Annotated in this window: 9 protein-coding genes; 4 read left to right on the forward strand and 5 right to left on the reverse strand. The window is 34.9% G+C overall.

Going from position 1 to position 21,256, the window contains the following annotated elements:
• Positions 1 to 242 precede the first annotated feature (242 nt).
• From F0000_RS07000 to F0000_RS07020, 5 genes are all read right to left on the reverse strand, one after another.
• Positions 243 to 2,750 carry a glycoside hydrolase family 3 protein gene (locus F0000_RS07000; protein ID WP_149623999.1) on the reverse strand — a complete coding sequence of 836 codons (2,508 nt, stop codon included), beginning with the start codon at positions 2,748 to 2,750 and terminating at the stop codon, positions 243 to 245.
• A 167-nt stretch (positions 2,751 to 2,917) separates the two neighbouring features.
• Positions 2,918 to 6,253, reverse strand: coding sequence for an FG-GAP-like repeat-containing protein (locus tag F0000_RS07005; protein ID WP_149624000.1), 3,336 nt, complete (start codon positions 6,251 to 6,253; stop codon positions 2,918 to 2,920).
• A 130-nt stretch (positions 6,254 to 6,383) separates the two neighbouring features.
• On the reverse strand, positions 6,384 to 7,928 hold the full coding sequence (locus F0000_RS07010; protein WP_149624001.1) for a RagB/SusD family nutrient uptake outer membrane protein: 1,545 nt from the start codon (positions 7,926 to 7,928) through the stop codon (positions 6,384 to 6,386).
• Positions 7,929 to 7,949: 21 nt separating this feature from the next.
• Entirely contained in the window at positions 7,950 to 11,033 is a 3,084-nt protein-coding gene (locus tag F0000_RS07015) for a TonB-dependent receptor (RefSeq protein WP_149624002.1), read from the reverse strand.
• Between the two features lie 217 nt (positions 11,034 to 11,250).
• The gene (locus F0000_RS07020) at positions 11,251 to 15,375 is read right to left on the reverse strand and encodes a hybrid sensor histidine kinase/response regulator transcription factor (RefSeq protein ID WP_223148879.1); all 4,125 of its coding nucleotides are present in this window, start codon (positions 15,373 to 15,375) and stop codon (positions 11,251 to 11,253) included.
• Positions 15,376 to 15,550: 175 nt separating this feature from the next.
• Between F0000_RS07020 and F0000_RS07025 the strand changes: the two genes are divergently transcribed.
• The 4 genes from F0000_RS07025 (at position 15,551) to F0000_RS07040 (ending at position 20,991) form a co-directional block, all read left to right on the forward strand.
• Positions 15,551 to 16,444: a hypothetical protein gene (locus F0000_RS07025; protein ID WP_149624004.1), complete on the forward strand. Its 894-nt coding sequence runs from the start codon at positions 15,551 to 15,553 to the stop codon at positions 16,442 to 16,444.
• Between the two features lie 520 nt (positions 16,445 to 16,964).
• Positions 16,965 to 18,275, forward strand: coding sequence for an MFS transporter (locus F0000_RS07030; protein ID WP_149624005.1), 1,311 nt, complete (start codon positions 16,965 to 16,967; stop codon positions 18,273 to 18,275).
• Positions 18,276 to 18,308: 33 nt separating this feature from the next.
• Positions 18,309 to 19,247 carry a carbohydrate kinase family protein gene (locus F0000_RS07035; protein ID WP_149624006.1) on the forward strand — a complete coding sequence of 313 codons (939 nt, stop codon included), beginning with the start codon at positions 18,309 to 18,311 and terminating at the stop codon, positions 19,245 to 19,247.
• 10 nt (positions 19,248 to 19,257) lie between these two features.
• Positions 19,258 to 20,991, forward strand: coding sequence for a glycosidase (locus tag F0000_RS07040; protein WP_149624007.1), 1,734 nt, complete (start codon positions 19,258 to 19,260; stop codon positions 20,989 to 20,991).
• The last annotated feature ends 265 nt before the right edge of the window (positions 20,992 to 21,256 follow it).

Raw genomic sequence — 21,256 nt, forward strand, 5'->3', positions numbered from 1 at the left:
TTAGTTATAAATCGTATCATTAGATGCGAAATTTTTATTCGTAAATCGTATTATTAAAAAGTTACAAAAATAAAACGTGTCTGATTAAATAACCCCGAGGCAAGGCCATCGGGGTATTCAATGGGAAATAACTTATTTTTAGTTTGATAAAAACCTCAGCTTTTCAAGCTTTCCTCTATACTATTTATTGTCTAAAACACTAAAAATCAATGATTTATTTTAAATCAGAAATACTATAAATCCTACTTACCATCACATCCTGGCTTTGCATCAATATCTGATTCTAAACGAATATTGTCTAAACCTATATCTACGCCTTCCTCTGCAGTTATCATTAACGCAGCGCTAATTTTGCTCATATCAACACCCAGATTGCCAAAACAACTAAGAGATATTCGATATTCTTGCCAATCAGTAGTATTAATATTGATATTAAAGGTTTTATCACAAGAAGAATCCAGATCACACATCCCTATTTTTACAACTGTATCTGTACCCTTAAATGATTTAGCAAAGAAAGCAAGTTCCATGGCACCATTTGCCTGGCGAGACATATCACTTGGAGAAACTGCACTGATACGCATCTGATCGAAATCTGATTTTGTCCATTTTATTCTCAATGCATCTTCCTGAGTCTCACGGTCGGTTTTACTAATGATCAGTCCTCCAACAGATGTAGGAAAACTAGCAATTTGTTTAACTAACTCGCCCGAACGTAACCATAATCCCCAAGGTGCAACCGCTGTGCCTTTTCTATAAAACACACCCGTAGACACTACTTCACTATTTTCTATTCCCGAAATTTCTGAAAGATTATCGAGTGTTACCGTACTATTATAAGAAAGTCCATACCCTAATTTAAACAGCGCTTTACTATCTTTTGATACGACGGCACTTGAAGGCCATGAGAATGAAAGACGACCCGTAAAATCATAGGAAGGGTCTCTTCTGAATAACAGATCAGAAATACCTCCTCCTTCACTACCGGGTAACCATGCTGCAATAAAAGCATCAGAATTGTTCAGTTCGGGGTTACACCATAATGGACGACCTGATAGAAAAACAGAAACAACTGGAATGCCTTTCTTTTTAAATTTAGCTAATACACTTAGATCAAAATTATTGGGTACAAAATCAAGATTTTTACGATCGCCCTGAAACTCTGCATATGGGTCTTCTCCATATACCGCAATTACAACATCTGCTGCTGCATCTGTATCTCCATCAACCGAATAAATAACTTTACCTCCAGAGGTAGTAACCACATCTTTGATCCCCTCTAGTATTGATTCTCCATTAGGAAATTCATCATTTGTATGATCTTTACCTTGCCATGATAATGTCCAACCTCCACATACTTTGGAGATACTTTCTGCTCCATCACCAATTACCAAAATAGTTTTCTTAGCATCAATTGGTAAAACACCACCGTTATTCTTCAGTAAAACCATGGATTCTCGAACAGCTTGACGTGCGATAGCTCTGTTTTCCGGTAGTGCTAAGAGATTTTCGTTTCCTGCATTTTTACGTGTACTGGGAGTACCTTTAGTAAAAATACCCGAAGCAATTTTCACTCTAAGAATACGACGTACAGCATCATCCAAGCGTGACATCGCAATCGTTCCATTCTTAACATGTCCCAATGTACTCTCATACAAACCTTTCCAACTATCAGGAGCCATATACATATCTACACCAGCATTGAAAGATTGCGGACAATCTGTATTTGTGCATCCTTGAACCTGACCGTGACCGTTCCAGTCACCTATAACAAAACCGTTAAACCCTAATTGTCCTTTCAGGACATCCGTCAACAGCTCTTTATCACCATGTAGTTTTCTACCACGCCAACTCGAGAAAGAAGCCATTACAGTTTGAACACCTGCGGGGATCGCACTATAATAGCCTGCCGCATGTACATTGCGCAACGCTTCCTGACTAATTAGGGCATCACCTTGATCAACACCATTTTCTGTAGCACCATCACCAAGAAAGTGCTTTGCAGAAGATATGACCCGTCCGTTTCCCATAAAATCAGCCTCACCACGACGCCCCTGCAATCCATAAACAATTCGATCTGCATAGGACTTTACAATACTTCCATCTTCAGAAAATCCCTCATAGCTCCTACCCCAACGCAGATCTTGAGGCACAGCCAAAGTTGGAGCAAACGTCCAATCATGACCAGATACAGTAAGTTCCAGAGCAGTCACCGATGCAATTTTCTCAATTAAATCTGGGTTGTTCATCGCTCCAAGCCCAATATTATGTGGGAAAACTATAGCTCCACTAAGATTTGCGTGACCATGTACCGCATCTATCCCCCATATGCATGGTATGGCAACCTCAACACCTTCTGTATCTATAGATGCGTTATAATATTTATCAGCCATGGACAACCAAGTTTTTGTATCTGCATAGGACAACGGCCCTGGAGCAGAGTTTCCACCGCTTAGTACAGAACCTAACCGATATTGCTTTACCTCCTCTGGTGTAACAGATTCACTATCCGCCTGAATAACCTGACCTACTTTTTGCTCCAATGTTAGTTTTGGGAGTAGTTCATCTATTTTTGCCTCAATCGCTGGATCAAGTGGTAGCGGTTTGATAGTTGGCCAATCTTTAGAATTTTCAAGTTTTTTTGATTTTCCCTTATCTGTAATGCCCTTTTCCTGAACACAGCTTAAGGTTAATATTGACAAAATACATAGTGAGGATATATATAAGTTAAAACGTCTGGTAGTATACATATTGAAAAATTGATGTTATTTGTGGTTTTATATTAAATTAAAATGAGTAATTAAGAGTTGTTTTAAATTTAGTTTTCGCATAGTGACCTCTATAAATTTTATGAAATTTTTAGTTAAAAAAAGAATAGAAAATATAGATCGCCATCATCAAATATGCTCAACCAAAATTAGTTAAGCTTTGTTTTAGTATTTATCCTAATAAATTTTAAAAAGTCATTATTCTTAGCTACCAAGATATAGGTTTCCCCTTTTATGGTTATGAATGCCATATCTTTTACATCTCCATCAACAAAAAGCCCTGTTTCCTTTGAGGAAAATGCTTCAAACTTATTATTATTGATCCCTTTTAGAAAAGTACCATGGCCTGCATCAGCTCTTGGTGTTTCTACCTCAGAGCCATATAGATTGCCTCCCAAAATCATGTCTTTTATGCCATCAGAATCCAGGTCTGCAATCAGAATTTGATTTGTCGGTGCTATTTGTGCTCTTACAGGTAAATCGTTCCTTTTAAATTTTCCATCTTGATTAAAGAACACTGCACTTTTGAAAGAGGACACCTTGTAATGAATACTTTTCTCCAGTTTTTTTTCTTCATATACATCCAGTAAGGTAGCCTTGGAATATTCATCATAATTCTTAAATTTCTTTTTGATTGAAGGCATCTGCTGCGAGCTACATTCTCTACCTCTAACAGGGAATTGTTCTCCTTCATTATAATAACTTAGTATAATATCGTTTGTTCTGTTTCCATCAAAATCATTTAAGAAGACATCAAAAGTTTCCTTTCCATTTGCCTTATATTTATAATTATCTCCAAGGTTGCCAGCAATCAAATCCATATCGCCATCATTATCAATATCGTCTGCATTAAGACTAAACCACCAACCAGTGGTATCCTCTAAATCTAGCTCCCTAGTTACTTCTTTGAAGGTAGCCCCATCCAAATTCTTAAAAATTTTCAGCTTCATCCATTCTCCGGCAATCGCCAGGTCATGCCACCCATCATTATCAAAATCCAACCATTGAGCAGCTGTAACCAAACCGAGTTTACTGAATGCTGGTGCAATTTTCTGAGTGACATTAACAAATTTAACTACTCCTGATTCACTTTTATTTTCTAGCATGTAACTGCTAGCCGGGTAAGGATAATTTCCAGGAACCAATCTCCCTCCCACAAATAAATCCTGATCTCCATCTTTATCATAATCAAAAGCATACACTCTACTACCGCTTTCATAAAATACTGGCAATCCTTCCTTACTTTTTACAAAATCTCCATTCCCCTGATTGATATATAGTCTATCTTGTAGCATTGGTGAGTTGGGTCCAAATTCATTACCTCCGCTAACGATGTAAAGGTCTTTATCACCATCATTATCAGCATCAAAAATTAGAGAACCAATATCTTCGTGCATTCTATCTTGTAATAGAATTTTTAATTTTTGTTGTTCGAAGGTACCATCTGCCTTTTGGAAAAACATCCCCCCGGGATATTTTGATGCTGCACCGATATAAAAATCTTCCATACCATCACCATTTAAATCTCCGACCGCTATACCCGGACCAAATTGAGAAGTCTTATGTGGCAAAAGAATTTCATTTTTAAAATCATCATAGATATTTTCTTTATGCTTATAAAGTGCCAAAGTATCCGGATAACTTTCAAATAACGTACTGGCAACATCTTTTTTTTGTATGTTCTCCTGTGCTGATTCAAAATCAAGTTCTAATATTGAATTTGCGGCTACGGCTACTAGTTTTTGTTTCTTTTGATTAGGCCATATCACAATAAGACTATCTATTACCTGATCTTTCCCAAGTCCAAAATGAATTTTTGGCGCTACTGAAGACTGAAACCCTCTGCTCAAAGAAACTTCCTGAATTTGATGCGAATTCTTATGATAGATATGAACCTTGGTACCTATACCATGTAAATTCTTAGAACTTCCCTTGAAAGTCAATGTAAGGTGATTATTAACGTCTGAACTATAATTTTCAAAAACGGAAACTTTTTGATCTATATTATTAGTAATTAGCTCCAAATCCCCATCATTATCTAAATCTGCATACACTGCTCCATTAGAAAAGCCTTTGTCTTCTATTCCCCATGTCTCATTATTTTTTGAAAACGTGAGATCTCCATTATTCCTAAAAATAAAATTATCAATAGGTTCTGACGGGATACGAAGACTCTTAGCCAACAAACTATCTTTATGTCTTTTTTCTCCTGATAGACTTTCAAAATAATCTTTACTATTGATTTCTCTACGGGTACCATTAGTAACAAATAAATCTTTAAGGCCGTCATTATCAAAATCTGCCATTAACGGAGCCCAACTCCAATCTGTGGATGAAATACCTGCCAAACGCGAAATGTCTTTAAGTTTTGGAACACCTTTATGGTTAAAGCCAGTGTTCATTTGAAGTGTGTTCTGCATATATTGATACTGAAACCCTACTCGTTCGATATTTGCAAACAGTTCTGGGTTCATACTAGCCATATTGGCTTTGGATCTTCGATTGGAAGCCGCATCCATATCCATTTGAACGATATCTAGCAATCCATCATTATTAAAATCTGCAATGTCTACTCCCATTCCATAAAAAGATGTATGTGCCGTTGCATGCTTGATTTCATTTTTGAAAGTTCCATCTTTTTGATTTATGTATAAACAATCTGGAGTACCAAAATCATTAGAAACATAAAGATCTGTCCACCCATCATCATTCAAATCGGATGCCGTAACACTTAAAGAAAGACTGTATAGCTTTACCCCAGAAGGTTCTGTGATTTTTGTAAAGTACCCATTATCATTTCTATATAGATTATCGGTTTCCAAATCGGTTACCCTGTCCATTCGCCTTTGGTAATGATAACTATTATATTCGAAAGGGGTGATGGGGTAGTTAGCCACAAATACATCCAGATCACCATCGTTATCAAAATCAAAAAAAGTTGCATCAACGCTATTTCCTGCATCATTTAATCCAAAATCTTTTGCTTTTTCCTCAAAAGTGCTATCACCTTTATTAATAAAAAGTTGATTTTGCTTTTTTCCGGATTGCCCGGCAACCAGACAATAAATATCTAATAAACCATCTCCATTTACATCTGCCATAGTTGTTCCGGTATACCATCGCTTATCTCCTTTCAAACCTGAATCCAAGGTCACATCTTTAAATGTAAGACCTCCCTCATTGAGATAAAGCGTATTATCAACCATATTACCGGTAAAAAAAAGATCAGTCAAGCCGTCATTATTGATATCTCCTGCAGAAACTCCTCCTCCCATATAAATATATGGGTACGTAAAATAGTTCAAGGTATCACTTTCGACAAGTCGGTTTTCAAAACGTATTCCTGTGGATTCTGCCGAAAGTTTGTTAAAAATCTTTTTGTTCGACTTTTCCTGTTGATCTTTTTTATCATTATTTGCATTCTTATTACAACCCAAAAAAACAACCGCACTCAACAATGACAATACTAGAAAAACTCTCGACATATAGTATCCATTTTACTTATTTTTCCTAAAATACTTTGTTTATAGAGATTATTCGTAATATAAGTGTGAAAAAAATATTTTTCAGTCCTTATTGTCCACATTACAATTCTAATACAGGTAACATCTATCGCTAGTAGCCTGGATTCTGGTCTTCAGGTCCTATTTGTGTGTTACTATCTATTTCGTTTTGAGGAATAGGCATTATTCTATGAACATTTGGATCATAATTTCTAACATTCTGAAGAGAAGGATCAGGATTATTAAAATTCTCATCCGGGAAAATGGAGAGTTCTTCATCATCCAGATTCCAGCGTATCAAATCATCAAAACGTTGCTGCTCTCCACAAAGTTCTACAAATCTTTCGTGAACAATAGCATTAAATACTTGCTCTGATGTATTTACCGGAAAACCGCGAGCATCCATAGTAGCAGTTCCATATCTTGGCATACCTACACGATCTCGAATCTGATTCAGAAAACTTACCGCTCCATCAATATTCCCTAAATTCATTTCTACTTCGGCTTGCATCAGTACAACATCAGCATATCGCATAATTCTAACATTTACGCCACTGTTTTCTGCTACATCCTGATCATCGTACAATTGAGAAAACTTATACCATACTGGTCCACCAGAACATCCTGGACAAGGAAACTGAAAGACATCTCCCGGACCATACGTATCGGTATCATCCTGAAGTATCGCCATATCTAATCTTGGATCGTCGTCTTCGAATTCTGCAATAACTTTGGAGGAGGGTTTTGCATTGCCCCATCCTGTATACTCCTGAGAATGAAAAGTCACCTCAGAAGTTCCAATCCCTGTTTGTGCCCAACGTTCTGTTTCGGTGCCTACTTCTCCATTATACCCGATTTCAAACATAGACTCATCGTTATGTTCCCCAGATTCACTAAAGTTATCACGATATTGTTCTAATGGTAATAGCGTATGGTTAGTAACATTATTTAAAGTTTGTTGTGCCTCTGTATACATTTCACGATGCAAATAGATTTTACCCAAAAGCGCATAAGCTGCTTCTCGTGTAACTCTCCCGACTTCTGTTGTCCCTTTAGGAAAAGTAAGTTGGGTAGACAATTTCAAATCTGCTATCATTTGATCGTACACCTGGTCTGCAGTAGCACGTGGTTCATCATCAAGTGCAGTCGCCAAATCTGCTTTGATCGGCACGCCTCCAAAACGTTTTACCAAATGATAATAGTATAATGCTCTTAAAAAATAGGCTTGACCTAATGCATCATCGACATCAGCTTCTGTAAAATCACTGTTTGCTGAGTTGGTTCTCATTCTCTCCTCATTACCTATTACAAAATTACAAGCTCCAATACCGTTAAAACATGCAGTCCAATATTGTGCAATATTACCTAGAGTTGCATTAAACTCAAATCTATTGAAAGGTGCAAAGTTTGCATCACCACTAGACACTACTTCATCAGACATGGTGTCTGGAAAAACATATCCAACCCGCTGATATAGAATCTGAAATTGATTGTAACTTGCATTTACTGCAGCCTCCACTTGAGATGCTGATTCAAAGAATATTTCAGGATTCAATGCATTTGTATTTTCTACAGGCACATCTTCATCGCAAGCTGTAAATATCAGCATACAAAAGAATGTAGTGCTTTTTAACAAATAATTACTAATTTTTTTCATCTTTTCCAAAATTTAATCTTTTTAAAATTCTATTTGAATTCCACTCAATACCGTAATGGGTCTGGGTTGAGCACTTCTATCAATTCCCAAACCATCCACTAAGCCCTGGGCATTATAAAATGGTGCTATTTCTGGATCTAGCCCTGTATAATTTGTAAATGTATACAAGTTCTGACCTTGCACATACAATCGCAACTTTTTAATAAACCCTTTTCCTAGTTTACTTACTAAATTATTTTGTAAAGTATACCCTATAGTTACATTTCTTAATCTAAGATACGAACCATCTTCGATGAATCTTGTAGATATTGAATTATTAATGTTATCTCCAAATCTAAATCGTGGTACATCTGTAACATCTCCAGGATTCTGCCATCTTCGTAATACTTGAGTTCCAAAATTAAATCCATTTTCCAAACCTTCTAAATAAAAGATATTACTATTTAGAATATCCACTCCTTGTACTCCATTAAAGAGCACATCAAAATCCCAACCTTTATATTCTGCTTTAAGGCTAATGGCATAAGTAAAATCAGGATTTGGATTTCCGATAACATCCTGATCTTCAAAGCTAATCAACCCATCTCCGTTTAAGTCTATGAATCTTACATCTCCGGGTTGAACAGGAACTGCTGCGTCAGCATTATTGGGTAGCTCTGCATCTATTTGTTCTTGAGTAGAAAATACACCATCCGCTACCAGACCAAAAAAGTGGAACGGAGCTTCATTGACTGCCAATCGATTTAATCGTTGAGCAAATGGAGGATTTAGGGTTGCTCTTTCAATAGGTTCATTGGTTGGACCAAGGTTTTCAACAATACTTTCTGCTCTTGTTAAATTCGCCCAAAAATTCCATTTAAAATCACCCTTATAATCATTATATCCTATAGTAAACTCGAGACCTTTTACATCTACCGTTCCAATATTTCTAATCACTGTAGAACCTGTTTGCGCATTCCCGGGAATTCCCGCTGACGGAGGTAATTCTACTGGAATCAAAAGATCTTCACTTCGGTTCTTGAAATAATCTACACCAAATTGAATCTGGTCATACAAAAAAGCTGTATTCAAACCATAATTTTGTTTAATTTGTGTCTCCCAACGCAAATCAGGGTTTGCGGCATTATTAGGGCTAATTCCTGGTGAGGTTTCATTATTTAAAGAGACAGGGAAGTTTAGTCCCAATGTTGGTAAGAACTGGTTTACGGCATTACCTGTTCTATTATTCCCGGTTTCTCCATAACTTGCTCTTAATTTAAAACTATTAATTGCCTCAATATCAAACCAGGGCTCATTAGAAACATCCCATCCTACTCCACCAGAAAAGAACCATTGAGATGCATTTTCTGGTAAAAATCTTGAGGAAACGTCGCGTCTTGCTGAACCACTTATAGAATATCTATTATCAAATCCATAACCCGCCAGGAAAAGAACAGAATTTAAATTTTCAGGAACCGAAAATGATGTTGCTCTTGCATTTGGTGAGAATGCTTCAGGGATATCAGGCGACACTTCATTATTATCAGAGATTGATGCCGATTCTAATCGTATTCTTGTTTGTTCTAATACTGCTGAAGCGTTTACAGAATGTTTATTGAAATCTCTGTCAAAAGCCAATGTATTAGTCAATACCGTTTGGGATAATGTTTGTCTGGTTTTGGCTATAAAATTAATCGTATTAGAAAATTGACCACTTTCTTCAAATGCTTTTCTTTGAGCGTCTTGTAACAGTAGATTTGTATTCAACCCAAATTGAGATCTGAAGGTTAGTCCGTTCGCGATTTTAATATTGACAAACAAACTACCTATAGCTGATGAAAATCTTGATAAATTATCTTGAGAATTTTGTATTCTAATTTGATTTCTAGAATCGTTGGCATCTTCTGTGGTGGTACCTCCAAAAAGACCATTTTCTCCAACAACTGGAATATATGGTGCCTGACGTAGTATATTTTGAAAAGCATCTCTACCTCCGGATTGTTCGGGTAATTTTGTTTCATTAAAAGATAATGCCAGCGTTTGTCCAATATCCAACCAATCAGCAATATTGGCATCTGTATTGAGGTTGAGGGTAGTTCTGTTAAAACCAGTATCAATAAAAATCCCATCTTGATCTAATCTGGAAAACCCTAGATTAAATCTAGCTTTTTCACTACCTCCATTTACATTAAAACTAATGTTATACATAGGTGCTAATCGAAAATATGCATCCTGCCAATTTGTATCTATCCCATTACCATCAAACAATGGGTCATTATTAACTCTTCCTACCGGAAAGTCTGGTCCACCATTTTGACCAACCAAGGCATTAATTTCACGAAGAAATTGAATGTACTGCTCTGTATTCAATACATCATATCTTCTATTAAACTCCTGAACACCAGAAGATGCTTCTAATTTAAAAGATGCTTTTCCTGCTTTCCCTTTTTTAGTGGTTATAAGCACTACTCCATTAGTCCCTCTTGAACCATATACTGCCAGAGAAGCAGCATCTTTCAAAATATCAACTTTTTCAATACTAGCCAAGTCAAGATTATTAATACTATTGGTAAAAACACCATCTATCACAAAAAGCGGTGTACCATCTCCAAATGTATTGACTCCGCGTATTTGCACCAAGGTTTGCGATCCCGGAGAACCACCATTGGTTATAGTAACCCCAGCAGCTCTACCCTGAAGTGCCTGACCAAGATCTGTGGCAGGGAACTCACTCAACGCTTCTGAGTTAACAACCGAAACCGGTGTATTCCTTTGTCGACCATAATTGACAATAACTACTTCGTCAAGGCTTACCAAATCTTCAACTAATACAACATTTATTTCCTTTTGATTTGTATAGAGAACCTCTTCGGTTTTAAAGCCAATAGATGAAAATACCAGAACATCATCATTCTTCAATTGATTCAGAGCATATTTACCGTCAAAATCAGTAATAACACCTTTTCCTTTTCCTTTTATAATAACATTTACTCCAGGGATAGGGCGACCATCACCATCAATAACAGTTCCTGTAATTGATTGCCCCATAACCTGACTTGTTATAATCAGAAAGAAAACAGCAAATAGATTCTTTAATTTAATTTTTCCAATTACTATAGATTTCATTTCAAATTGAATTTTTATCGTTCCCTGAGTGATATTTTAACACTACGAAGATTAGTTTAAGCGCAAGTTAAATTTACGTGAAGGTTTAGAGTAGTTTATATGATGCAATAAATGTTGCATATGTTGTATTTAAAGTTATTTGGCTCATTCATAAGTAAAAACAGTATATCCATTATTAAAGTTTAGCAGAGATGGTTATCCCATAATCAATACTAGTTCATCTTTTGGTTTTTGGAAGCTCCCCATATTGTTTTTTATAACAAACAGTAAAATAAGAAGCAGACAAGAAGCCCACTTTATGAGCTACCTCACTCACATTAATATTTTTATTATTTTGAAAAAGCGTTCTTGATTTTTCTAAACGTACTCTCCTTATAAATTCAACCGGTGATAAGCTAGTCAGGGTTTTTATTTTTCGATAGACCTGACTGCGACTCAGGCAAAGATGTGACGATAATTTCTCAACGTTTAGAGAAGTATCTTCTATATTTTCCTGAATAAAACTAACGGCTCTCTGAATAAAGTCATTATCCAGATCTTTTTCTTTTTTTGCCTGATGATCGAGAGGTACATTTGCATACTGCTCTAATAAATGCTCTTTTTTCAGAAGTAGTTGTTCTAAAACTACCTTAAGTTCCTTTGCATCAAAAGGTTTGACCAGATATGCTTCTGCCCCGACTTCCATACCTTTGATCCTGTCTTTGGCTAAATCTTTAGCTGTAAGTATCACTATTGGTATTTGATTTAAATCCGGATTGTTTTTTACTTTCTTACTAAACTCCATACCATCCATAAGAGGCATTATGATATCAGTAATAATGATATCCGGACGATGCTCCATGGTTTTAAACCAACCTTCCTGACCATCAGATGCTAAAAGCAATTCGTAATCTTGTTCCAAGATTGAGACAAGATAGTCTTGAAGGTCTATATTATCTTCTACAATGAGCAATCTCTTTTTTATCTCTTTTTTAGATAGGATTTCTTCAATTTTATAGATTTCCGGTTTTGATTTTGGTTCGAATTCGGTTAATTCACTTTGCTTTTCCAAGTTTACTGAAGAATCTTCTGCACTTCCAAAAAATTCTTTGCCATAGGGTATAGATATCTTAAAAACAGATCCTTTACCTAATTCACTTTCAACTTCTATAACTCCCTTATGAAGTTCTATAAAGCTTTTTACCATCTCCAGGCCAACACCTGTGCTTCCGTAGTATGATTTATTTAATTCACTAATTTGGTAAAATCTTTTGAATATTTTTTTATAATCTTTTTGATCTATTCCAGGACCGTTATCCTTTACATGAATTTCTATGACAGGAATAGGTACTTCTTTACTGATTAATGGTAATATTTTTTTACTTCCGGAAATTATGCTTACTTGTATTCGACCTTCATTTGGTGTTACTTTAAAGGCATTAGACAACAAATTGAAGAAAATTTTATCTAACATTCCACTATCAGCCCATAAATCCAGATTTGCACTTTCATATTTTAAATCAAGACGTATTGATCTTCTTTTTGATTCTTCATTAAAAAAGCTAAGGATCCTTTTGGCGTGGTCTATAAGATTAAACTGATTAATTCTTAATCGAAGTTTATTAGATTGTAATTTTCTAAAATCCATCAATTCATTAATCAATCTGGAAAGACGCTCAGCATTTTTATGGATTATAAGATGTTTTTGGCGTACCGAAGCAGAAAAATCTGCTTCATCTAATTCTATCAGTTCTTTTATAGGATTGATGATTAGGGTAAGAGGAGTTCTGAATTCGTGAGAAATATTTGTAAAAAACTGTAGTTTTTGTTGCTGTAGTTCTACCTTCTGTTTTCTTCGTTCTCTTTCTAGTCTATAACTGTTTCTTTCATTGACTCGTTTTCTATATAAATACGTTGCCAAGAAGATCATCAGTGCCAGTAGAAGAAGAAAAATCAAATACGCCCAAAAGGTTTTCCACCAGGGAGGTAGTACTTTAATCTTTAAAACAGTAGCGGCTTCATCCCATTTATTATCATTATTGGATGCTTTGAGTTTAAATGTATACTCGCCAGAATCCAGATTTGTATAGGTCGCACTGGTTTTTGATCCTACGTAATTCCAGGTATTCTCAAAACCTTCTAAAAAATAAGCATATTGTTTTTTCTCAGGCCTAGTATAGCTTATTGCCTCATAATCAATAGTCAGTATTGTTTGACCGTGTTGTAATGTAACTAGATTCATCTCTTTGGTCACATCAAAATAATTGCCTTTTTCTTTTTGATTCGTCTTTTTATTAAAAATTCTAACATCCTTTAGGTATGGTTTTACCAAATAAGGATTATACTTTATATCTTGAGGTTCGATAACATTTACTCCGTTTTTGGTACCCAAATAAAACCGGTCATTATTATCCATAATTACCCCACGATCGATCAGAAAATTTTCGAGCAACCCATCATCACTAGTAAACTGTACAACTTCCTTTGTATCCCGTTTTATTTTTAATATCCCCATTTTGCTACTTACCCATAGTTCGCTTTTTACAGGCTCAAATATGGCATTTACATACGTAAGGTCATAATCCGGCAACTCGAACCGTTCAAAATCTTGCTTTTCTCTATGTAAATAAAACAATCCTCCATTAGTCCCGTACCATACAATTCCATCCTGAGTTTCATAGATATCCAATATGCGTTGAGAACTTGGATGCCCTCCAAATTTGGAAGAAAGTGCATTTCCATGCCAAATGACGACATATCCTTTTTCTTTTTGACTTTCTATATGGTAAAGCCCCGAAGATGTACCTACCCAAATCGCACCAAAGCTGTCATGAAAAATTACTTTGATATCCTTTTTTGCAATCTTTGTGTTTTCAACAGAATCGACTATAGGAATTTCAATTTTTCCTTTTTTTGAATTAAAATAATACACTCCTCCCAAATGAGAACCAATCCAAACATTACCAAGCTCATCTTCTGTAAAACATCTAATCTTATCTGTTAAAAGAACACCCGCAGTATTTTCCATTGTGAAATTCTGAAAAGTCTTACTCCCTTTTTTTAGTAAAAAAATACCATGACCCCAGGTAGCTATCCACGTATTTCCTTTACTATCCACAAAAATACCTTCGACATAGATTTCTCTTTTAAGCCCTTTGTAGTCTGTTGTTGATTTTCCAAAAACATTGACAATCTCGCCAGAATTAGTATTCAAAATATCAATTTTGTTATTCTGAGCTATCCAAATTTTACCATCATCTGTTTTTGCAAAGGCTTTTACATTATTGATCTGAAAGCTATTATTCACATCTTGTTTCTGTATGGATTTAAATTTATTATGATATTTATCAAAAAAACCTAAACCATTTTCATAGTATCCAAGCCAAAGCCTATTTTCATTATCCAATAATAATGACCAGGCCGAATTAGATGCGATGCTACTACTATCCTGTGCATCATATTGATAATGTTTCACCGCTTTCCCATTCATATCCATAATGACCAGACCTTCATTTTCAACAGAAATAAAAACATGATCCATCCCGCTAACAATATCCATAACTCTTTGAGGTGCTATAGCCAAGGCATCAAATGATGTACGAGTTTTTTTTAAATCGCTTTTAAACATCCCGCTTTTCAAAGTACCAACCCAAAGGTTTTCCCGTTGATCCAAGTGTAATTTTGTAATATGTTCTGAGGCACTATTCTTATTAGATAAAGGAATACTTTCAAATGCGCCCTTATTATGAATCAATTCTAATTTAAGCCCTTCTTCTGTAGCTATGTATAGATCTCCTTTTGTTGAAAATTTCAAGTCATTTACGGTTGTCTTATGTAAACCATAATTCTTTATCAATCTGTTTTTAACATCTATCTTTTTAATCCCTCTATTAACAGTTCCTACCAATAATTCATCTTTGTATTGCGCAATGCATACAATATTAGGGTAGCTATCGTCTGTTTTGGTTACGGTCTTGATTTCAAAACGTTTAAAAGAATTTTGTCGGTTATCATACATACACAAACCAGCATTGGTACCTATCCATAATTGCCCGGAAGCATCAATAAACAATGAGCTTATAGAATTACTATTAATGCTATTAGCATCTTTTAAGTCATGGCCATAATAAGTATAAGAAAAACCATTAAACTTGTAGAGCCCGGCACCATCGGTTCCTATCCATATAAAACCATAGGTATCTATAACCATGCTGGTTATTGGTCGCTGGAATATATTTTCTTTAACCAAATGAAATTTAAGGGACTTAAAATTTATTTGAGATTGGATTCCTATGGTATTAATCAGAAAAACAAGTACAAGTACACGTTTTGAAAGCTTATAAAAATCCATTTTAAATTTCATCATATGTATGTTGAATTTAAAACATAATAAAAAACATTTTATCCTTAGATAAAATAAAATTTGTAGCATTTTAAGCTTCAAATGTTGCAAACAGGCTGTAAAAAAACATCAATCTATTCATTCATAGAAGTAATGAACTATATTGTGTCAACTAAATTATTAAAAATAATTGTTTATGCGACGTTTTATTTTTGGAATGGTTCTTATTTCCATACTTTCTTGTGATCGAGAAAATGACTTTGATGCTGTATTGGTAGAAGGCCCTGCTCCTACTGATGTTCAGGCTAACCTCCAATTTAATAATATGACACCCCCTTTTTCGGTTACTATAAACCCAACGGCAAAAGGAGCAACAGCATTTGAAGTATTATCTGGGCTTCCTGCTCAACCTGCAACCTTAGTTGGTATTCAAGAATCGTTAACTTTTACCTATCCGGAATCTGAAGAGAATTTCTTTGTTACGATAAGAGCTATCGCTGCTAATGACAAAGTTACCGAGGAGCAATTTGAATTAGTCCCTCCGGCAGACCCTTGTGCACCAATTTTTGGTACGCCGGTTACCTGGGATGATGGAGGCGGAAGTGCATTCGAATTTGGATTTAATGGCGCCGCGGTAGAAGTTGTAGAAAATCCTGACCCTTCTGGTGCAAATCCTGAAATATCAAATGTATTACAAATAACTCAAGATGGCGGTGGCAATTTTGATGGCATTGGAATTCAAATGTTAAGCAATGCAAATTTTAGCGCTGATGATAAAATCATTAGGCTAAATTTTTGGTCAAACGTAGAAGTCCCGATAAAATTTGCAGTACAACAAGATCCTAATAACGATACAGAACGAGAAGCCGAAGTCACAGTTATTCATACTGGTAGCGGATGGGAAGAGCTTCGTATTAATTTTTCTACTGCTACAGCTGGTTTTACTGGCAATGCTGATGGGGTATTGGGGGTATTGGATTTTGAATCCTTTATTCCATCTGGAGAATATATTCGTTTTGCTGCGCAAATAAGCCCTGGAGATGATGTAGCAGGTACTTTTTACTTAGACAACATTGGAGTATGTCCATAATAGGTATTTGTATGTGATCGATATTTCATAATAAATTAAATAGCCAAAGTAACAGGTTATATGTAAGCAGAATTATTTTCCTTACATATGACCTGTCGCTTTATTGATCCTGTAAAACAATTTATGCATTCGCTGTTATACCATTTACAAATTAAAAAAACAGGGGAGTATTTGGATTTCTATGATTTAAAGTGGTTTAAACTTTTTTTATTCTGGCGAGAAATAGTTATTTTTTGATCAATGAAGTGTTTTTATATTTTATAGTAGTATCGGAAATTGAGTCAAAAAGAGCATTTTTATTACGATTTGAAAAAAAATTGAATTACTTCGTAATGCTGCTTTAGTATTTAATCAAAATGCTATTTCCTATTTGATTTAGTCTGCTGGCTTTTCAACCTGCGTTGTAAAAGCAGAGTTTGATGGTTATTTAATGCTACCTGTTTTAGATATAGATGAAAAATGTGTAATGAATAAAGGTGCTTTCGATACTTTTCAAAGCAATTAACCCGTAAATAATACTATGTTTAAAAAACCAAAATTAAGTTTCTGGCAAATCCTACATATGAATGTTGGTTTTTTTGGTATTCAATATAGTTTTGGGTTACAACAAAGTGCAGTAACTCCTATTTATGATTTTTTAGGAGCAACTCCAGATCAAATTCCGTTATTACACCTTGCAGGTCCCGTAACAGGTTTGCTGGTGCAACCAATAATAGGAGCGATGAGTGATAAGACCTGGAGTTCAAAATTTGGAAGGCGTAAACCGTATTTTTTAATTGGAGCTATCTTATGCAGTATTGCATTATTAGCATTTCCTTATAGTAGTTCTATATGGATGGCAGCAGGGTTATTATGGATTTTGGATGCAGGGAACAACACCGCTATGGAACCATATCGGGCACTTATAGCCGATAAGCTAAATGATGAGCAACAGCCTTTGGGTTTTCAGATGCAAAGTTTTTTTACCGGTTTTGGGCAAACATTAGCCAATTTATCATTATTTATCTTTCCCATGATTATTATTGGAAAAACAGGATCATTACCCTCCTGGGTTTATGCCTCCTTTTTTCTTGGAGCAGCTTGTTCCATAGGGTCTATTTTATGGAGTATTAGTAAAACAACCGAAATCCCGCCATCAGCAGAAGAGTTGAAAAAATTAAAAAGTAAAAAACAACAGATATTCTCTCCCTTATTTGAAATCTTTTCGGCTATAAAAGATATGCCCAAAGTAATGTGGCAATTAGCGTTGGTGTATCTTTTTCAATGGTATGCGCTGTTTTGTTATTGGCAAAATTCCTCCAAAAGCATTGCACTTTCGGTTTGGAATGCTACTCCGGCAACAAATAGTAATGCCTATGCCGAAGCAGTAAGCTGGACAGGTTTGGTCAATGGTTGGTATAACGTAGTTACATTTTTAATAGCATTTGCTTTGGTCGGGTTTGCAAAAAAATATAGTGCAAAAAAAGTACACGCATTTTGTTTGCTCATAGCAGCTATTGGTTTTTTGGCATTTCCACATATCGAAAATAAAAACCTATTGTTTTTTGCCATCACTGGTTTTGGTATTGGTTGGGCCAGTATGATGGGGATTCCATATTTAATGGTGGTTGCGGACATTCCAAAAGAACGTTATGGAGTTTATATGGGAATTATAAATATGATGATTGTAGTGCCCATGATACTCCAAACACTATCCTTTGGATATGTTTTAAAGTATTTTTTGAATAACCATCCCGGAAATGCGATCACTTTTGCAGGAATACTGCTATTGATAAGCTTGGTTTGTACCTTATTCATTAAGAGTAAAAAAGAGACCGTTAAACTACAATAGCTTATGTTTTTTAAGGTTTTATAATTAACAAAAATGAAAGATAATACTAGAGATATAGACATACTTTGTGTTGGAGAGGTACTCATAGATTTTATTGGGCATCAAACCGAAGTTCCTATTAATAAGACAAGTGATTATCATAGGTATTTAGGAGGTTCGCCTGCTAATGTTGCTATGAATTTGGCTAGATTGGGTTTAGCACCGGTACTGGTAGCTACTGTTGGAAATGATGGTTTTGGAGATTATATTTTTAAAAAGCTTCACGAAGTGGGAGTACACACCAATTACATAAAAAAAATTGACCATAAACCTACTAGTGTTATTTTTGTATCGAGAACAGCACATACACCTGATTTTATTGCGATGCGCAAAGCTGATTCTTACATCTCAGAAAAACAGATTTTAAAAAAGGTACTTTCAAAAACAAAGATTTACCATACTACCTGTTTTGCACTGAGTAAAAAACCGGCACAATCCACCATTTTAAAAAAAGCTGAAGAAGCGTTTAATGTAGGATGCAAATTAAGTATCGATATAAATTATGATAAAAAATTATGGAAAAGTCGTGACGAAGCATTACGAGTGATTAAGGCATATTGTAAATTCAATCCGATGGTAAAAATTAGCGAAGATGATATGTTCAGGCTTTTCGAGCAAACATTACCTCATCAAGAAATTTTCAACTTTTTTCATGCTATAGATATCGATATTGTATGTTTGACGCTGGGGAGTAAAGGTGTTAAGCTATCTCAAAAAGGAGAAAAAGTAATAGAACTACCTGCAATAAAAATTGATCGGGTACAGGATGCTACCGGAGCGGGAGATGCATTTTGGTCTGGTTTTTTGTTTGCCTACATAAAAAACAAACCTGTTGAAAAGTGTCTGGAAGTTGCGCTCCAACTAGCAGCATTAAAACTTCAAAATGTAGGGAGTCTACCAAATAATCGCACCCTATTTTCAGAACTTTTATAACTCATCAATGATGTCAAAAGATTCTAATATTAATAACGGGGTTATGCTTAACGCATACCCGGATAGTATCGGCAACAAGTTGAGTGATACTATAAAAATGCTGGAAATGCCTGAATTTAAAAATGTTTTTTCATTGTTTTACATACTGCCTACCTTTTTTAATAGTGATTTGGATAGAGGTTTTTCTATAATCAATTATAACCTTAATGAAGATTTGGTTTCTACAAAAGATTTAAAAGCACTAGAAAAACTTAATATACAATTGAAGCTTGATATTGTATTAAATCACTTATCAGTAACATCTCCTCAATTTAAAGATTTACGTAACTATGGAGAAAAATCAAAATATAAAGATTTTTTTATTGATTGGAACAACTTCTGGAAAGGACATGGTACTATGGGAGATGATGGTGTTTTAATTCCTAAAGAAGAGTTTCTTAAAAAATTATTTATGAGAAAATCTGGATTACCAATTTTAAAAGTGCTTTTTCCTGATGGCTCAGAAAAGCCATACTGGAATACGTTCTATCAACAAATTACGTATACTAAAATAAGTATTGATGACCTGATTAAAGTCAATGGATTAACTTCTAATCAAGCTAAATGGATTTGCAACAATATTAATTCGGCAATAGAAGAAGGCAAAGACATTACGACAATTGATTTTGAAGATTGTATACATTGTAAAGATGAAATTTTACAGCGTGTATCTCAGAATCGATCGTATTTGGGTCAAATGGATGTGAATGCAAAATCTCAATTGGTTTGGAATTTTTATGAAGAAACCTTGCAACAGGTACGCAATTTTGGCTGTAAAATATTACGATTAGATGCTTTTGCATATTTGCATAAAGAAATTGGGCTATCCAACTTTTTCAATACACCAGGAACCTGGAAGTATTTAGAGCGGATTAAACAAATTGCGGACAAAAATGATCTAACTATCTTGCCAGAAATCCATGCAGAATATGGATCGTATTTACACAAAGAAGTTTCTGAAAAAGGCTATCAAATATATGATTTTTTTTTGCCAGGTTTAACCATTCATACTCTTGAAAACAGCAGTAGTAAAGCACTTATAACATGGGCTAAAGAAATTATTAACAACGGTTATAAGACAGTTAATATGTTAGGGTGTCACGACGGAATTCCAATACTCGATCTAAAAGGTAAAGATGTTAACGGAACTTATAATAAAGGACTACTGGAAAATCAGGAGATTGAAGCTATTATGAGCACGATAATGGAACGAGGTGGTAGTATAAAAAATCTTTATGATCCATCAGGTAATAAGATTTCTTATTATCAAGTGAATGCAACATTTTTTAGCGCTCTGGGCGAAAATGAGCAAAAATTAGTACTTGCCAGAGCGATTCAAATGTTTATACCAGGGGTTCCACAAGTATGGTATTTAGATATTTTTGCTGGTAAAAATGATATTGAAGCTGTAAATAAAGGGGGAAATGCCAGTCATAAAGAAATCAATAGAACAACACTTTCAATGCAGGCTGTTGAAAATGGTTTACAACAAGATGTAGTGCGTAAACAATTGGAAATAATTAGATTGAGAAATACATCAAAAGCATTTTCAGGAAGTATCATGATTAACGACACTTCGGATGAAGAAATTAATATTAAGTGGATAAATCAAGATGAGATTGCACATCTTACTGCAAATCTAAAAACATACCATTTCAAAATAAATTACACAAAAGCCGGAATAAGAAATCAATACTTTTATTAAGTACTCAGATATACGATTTAGATAGATTATCAGTAACTTTATTTAACAACTTAGTTTGATTCTGCTTAAGATTTATTGGTTCTCCATTCATTAATTTCACAAAAAACAGAAAACCTTTATCGCTTTTAGAGATTATCAATGAACTCATCTTGAGTAGTGGTTTTCAACAGAAAAGTTTGGCTTTTGTAAGTCAAAGCATTACTCAAGATGAGTTCAATTACGAAAGCTACCATTTTTACAATTCTTTAACTTGTTTTTTATAATT

This window comes from Aquimarina sp. RZ0 (assembly GCF_008370685.1).
In the GTDB taxonomy this organism is placed as follows: Bacteria; Bacteroidota; Bacteroidia; order Flavobacteriales; family Flavobacteriaceae; genus Aquimarina.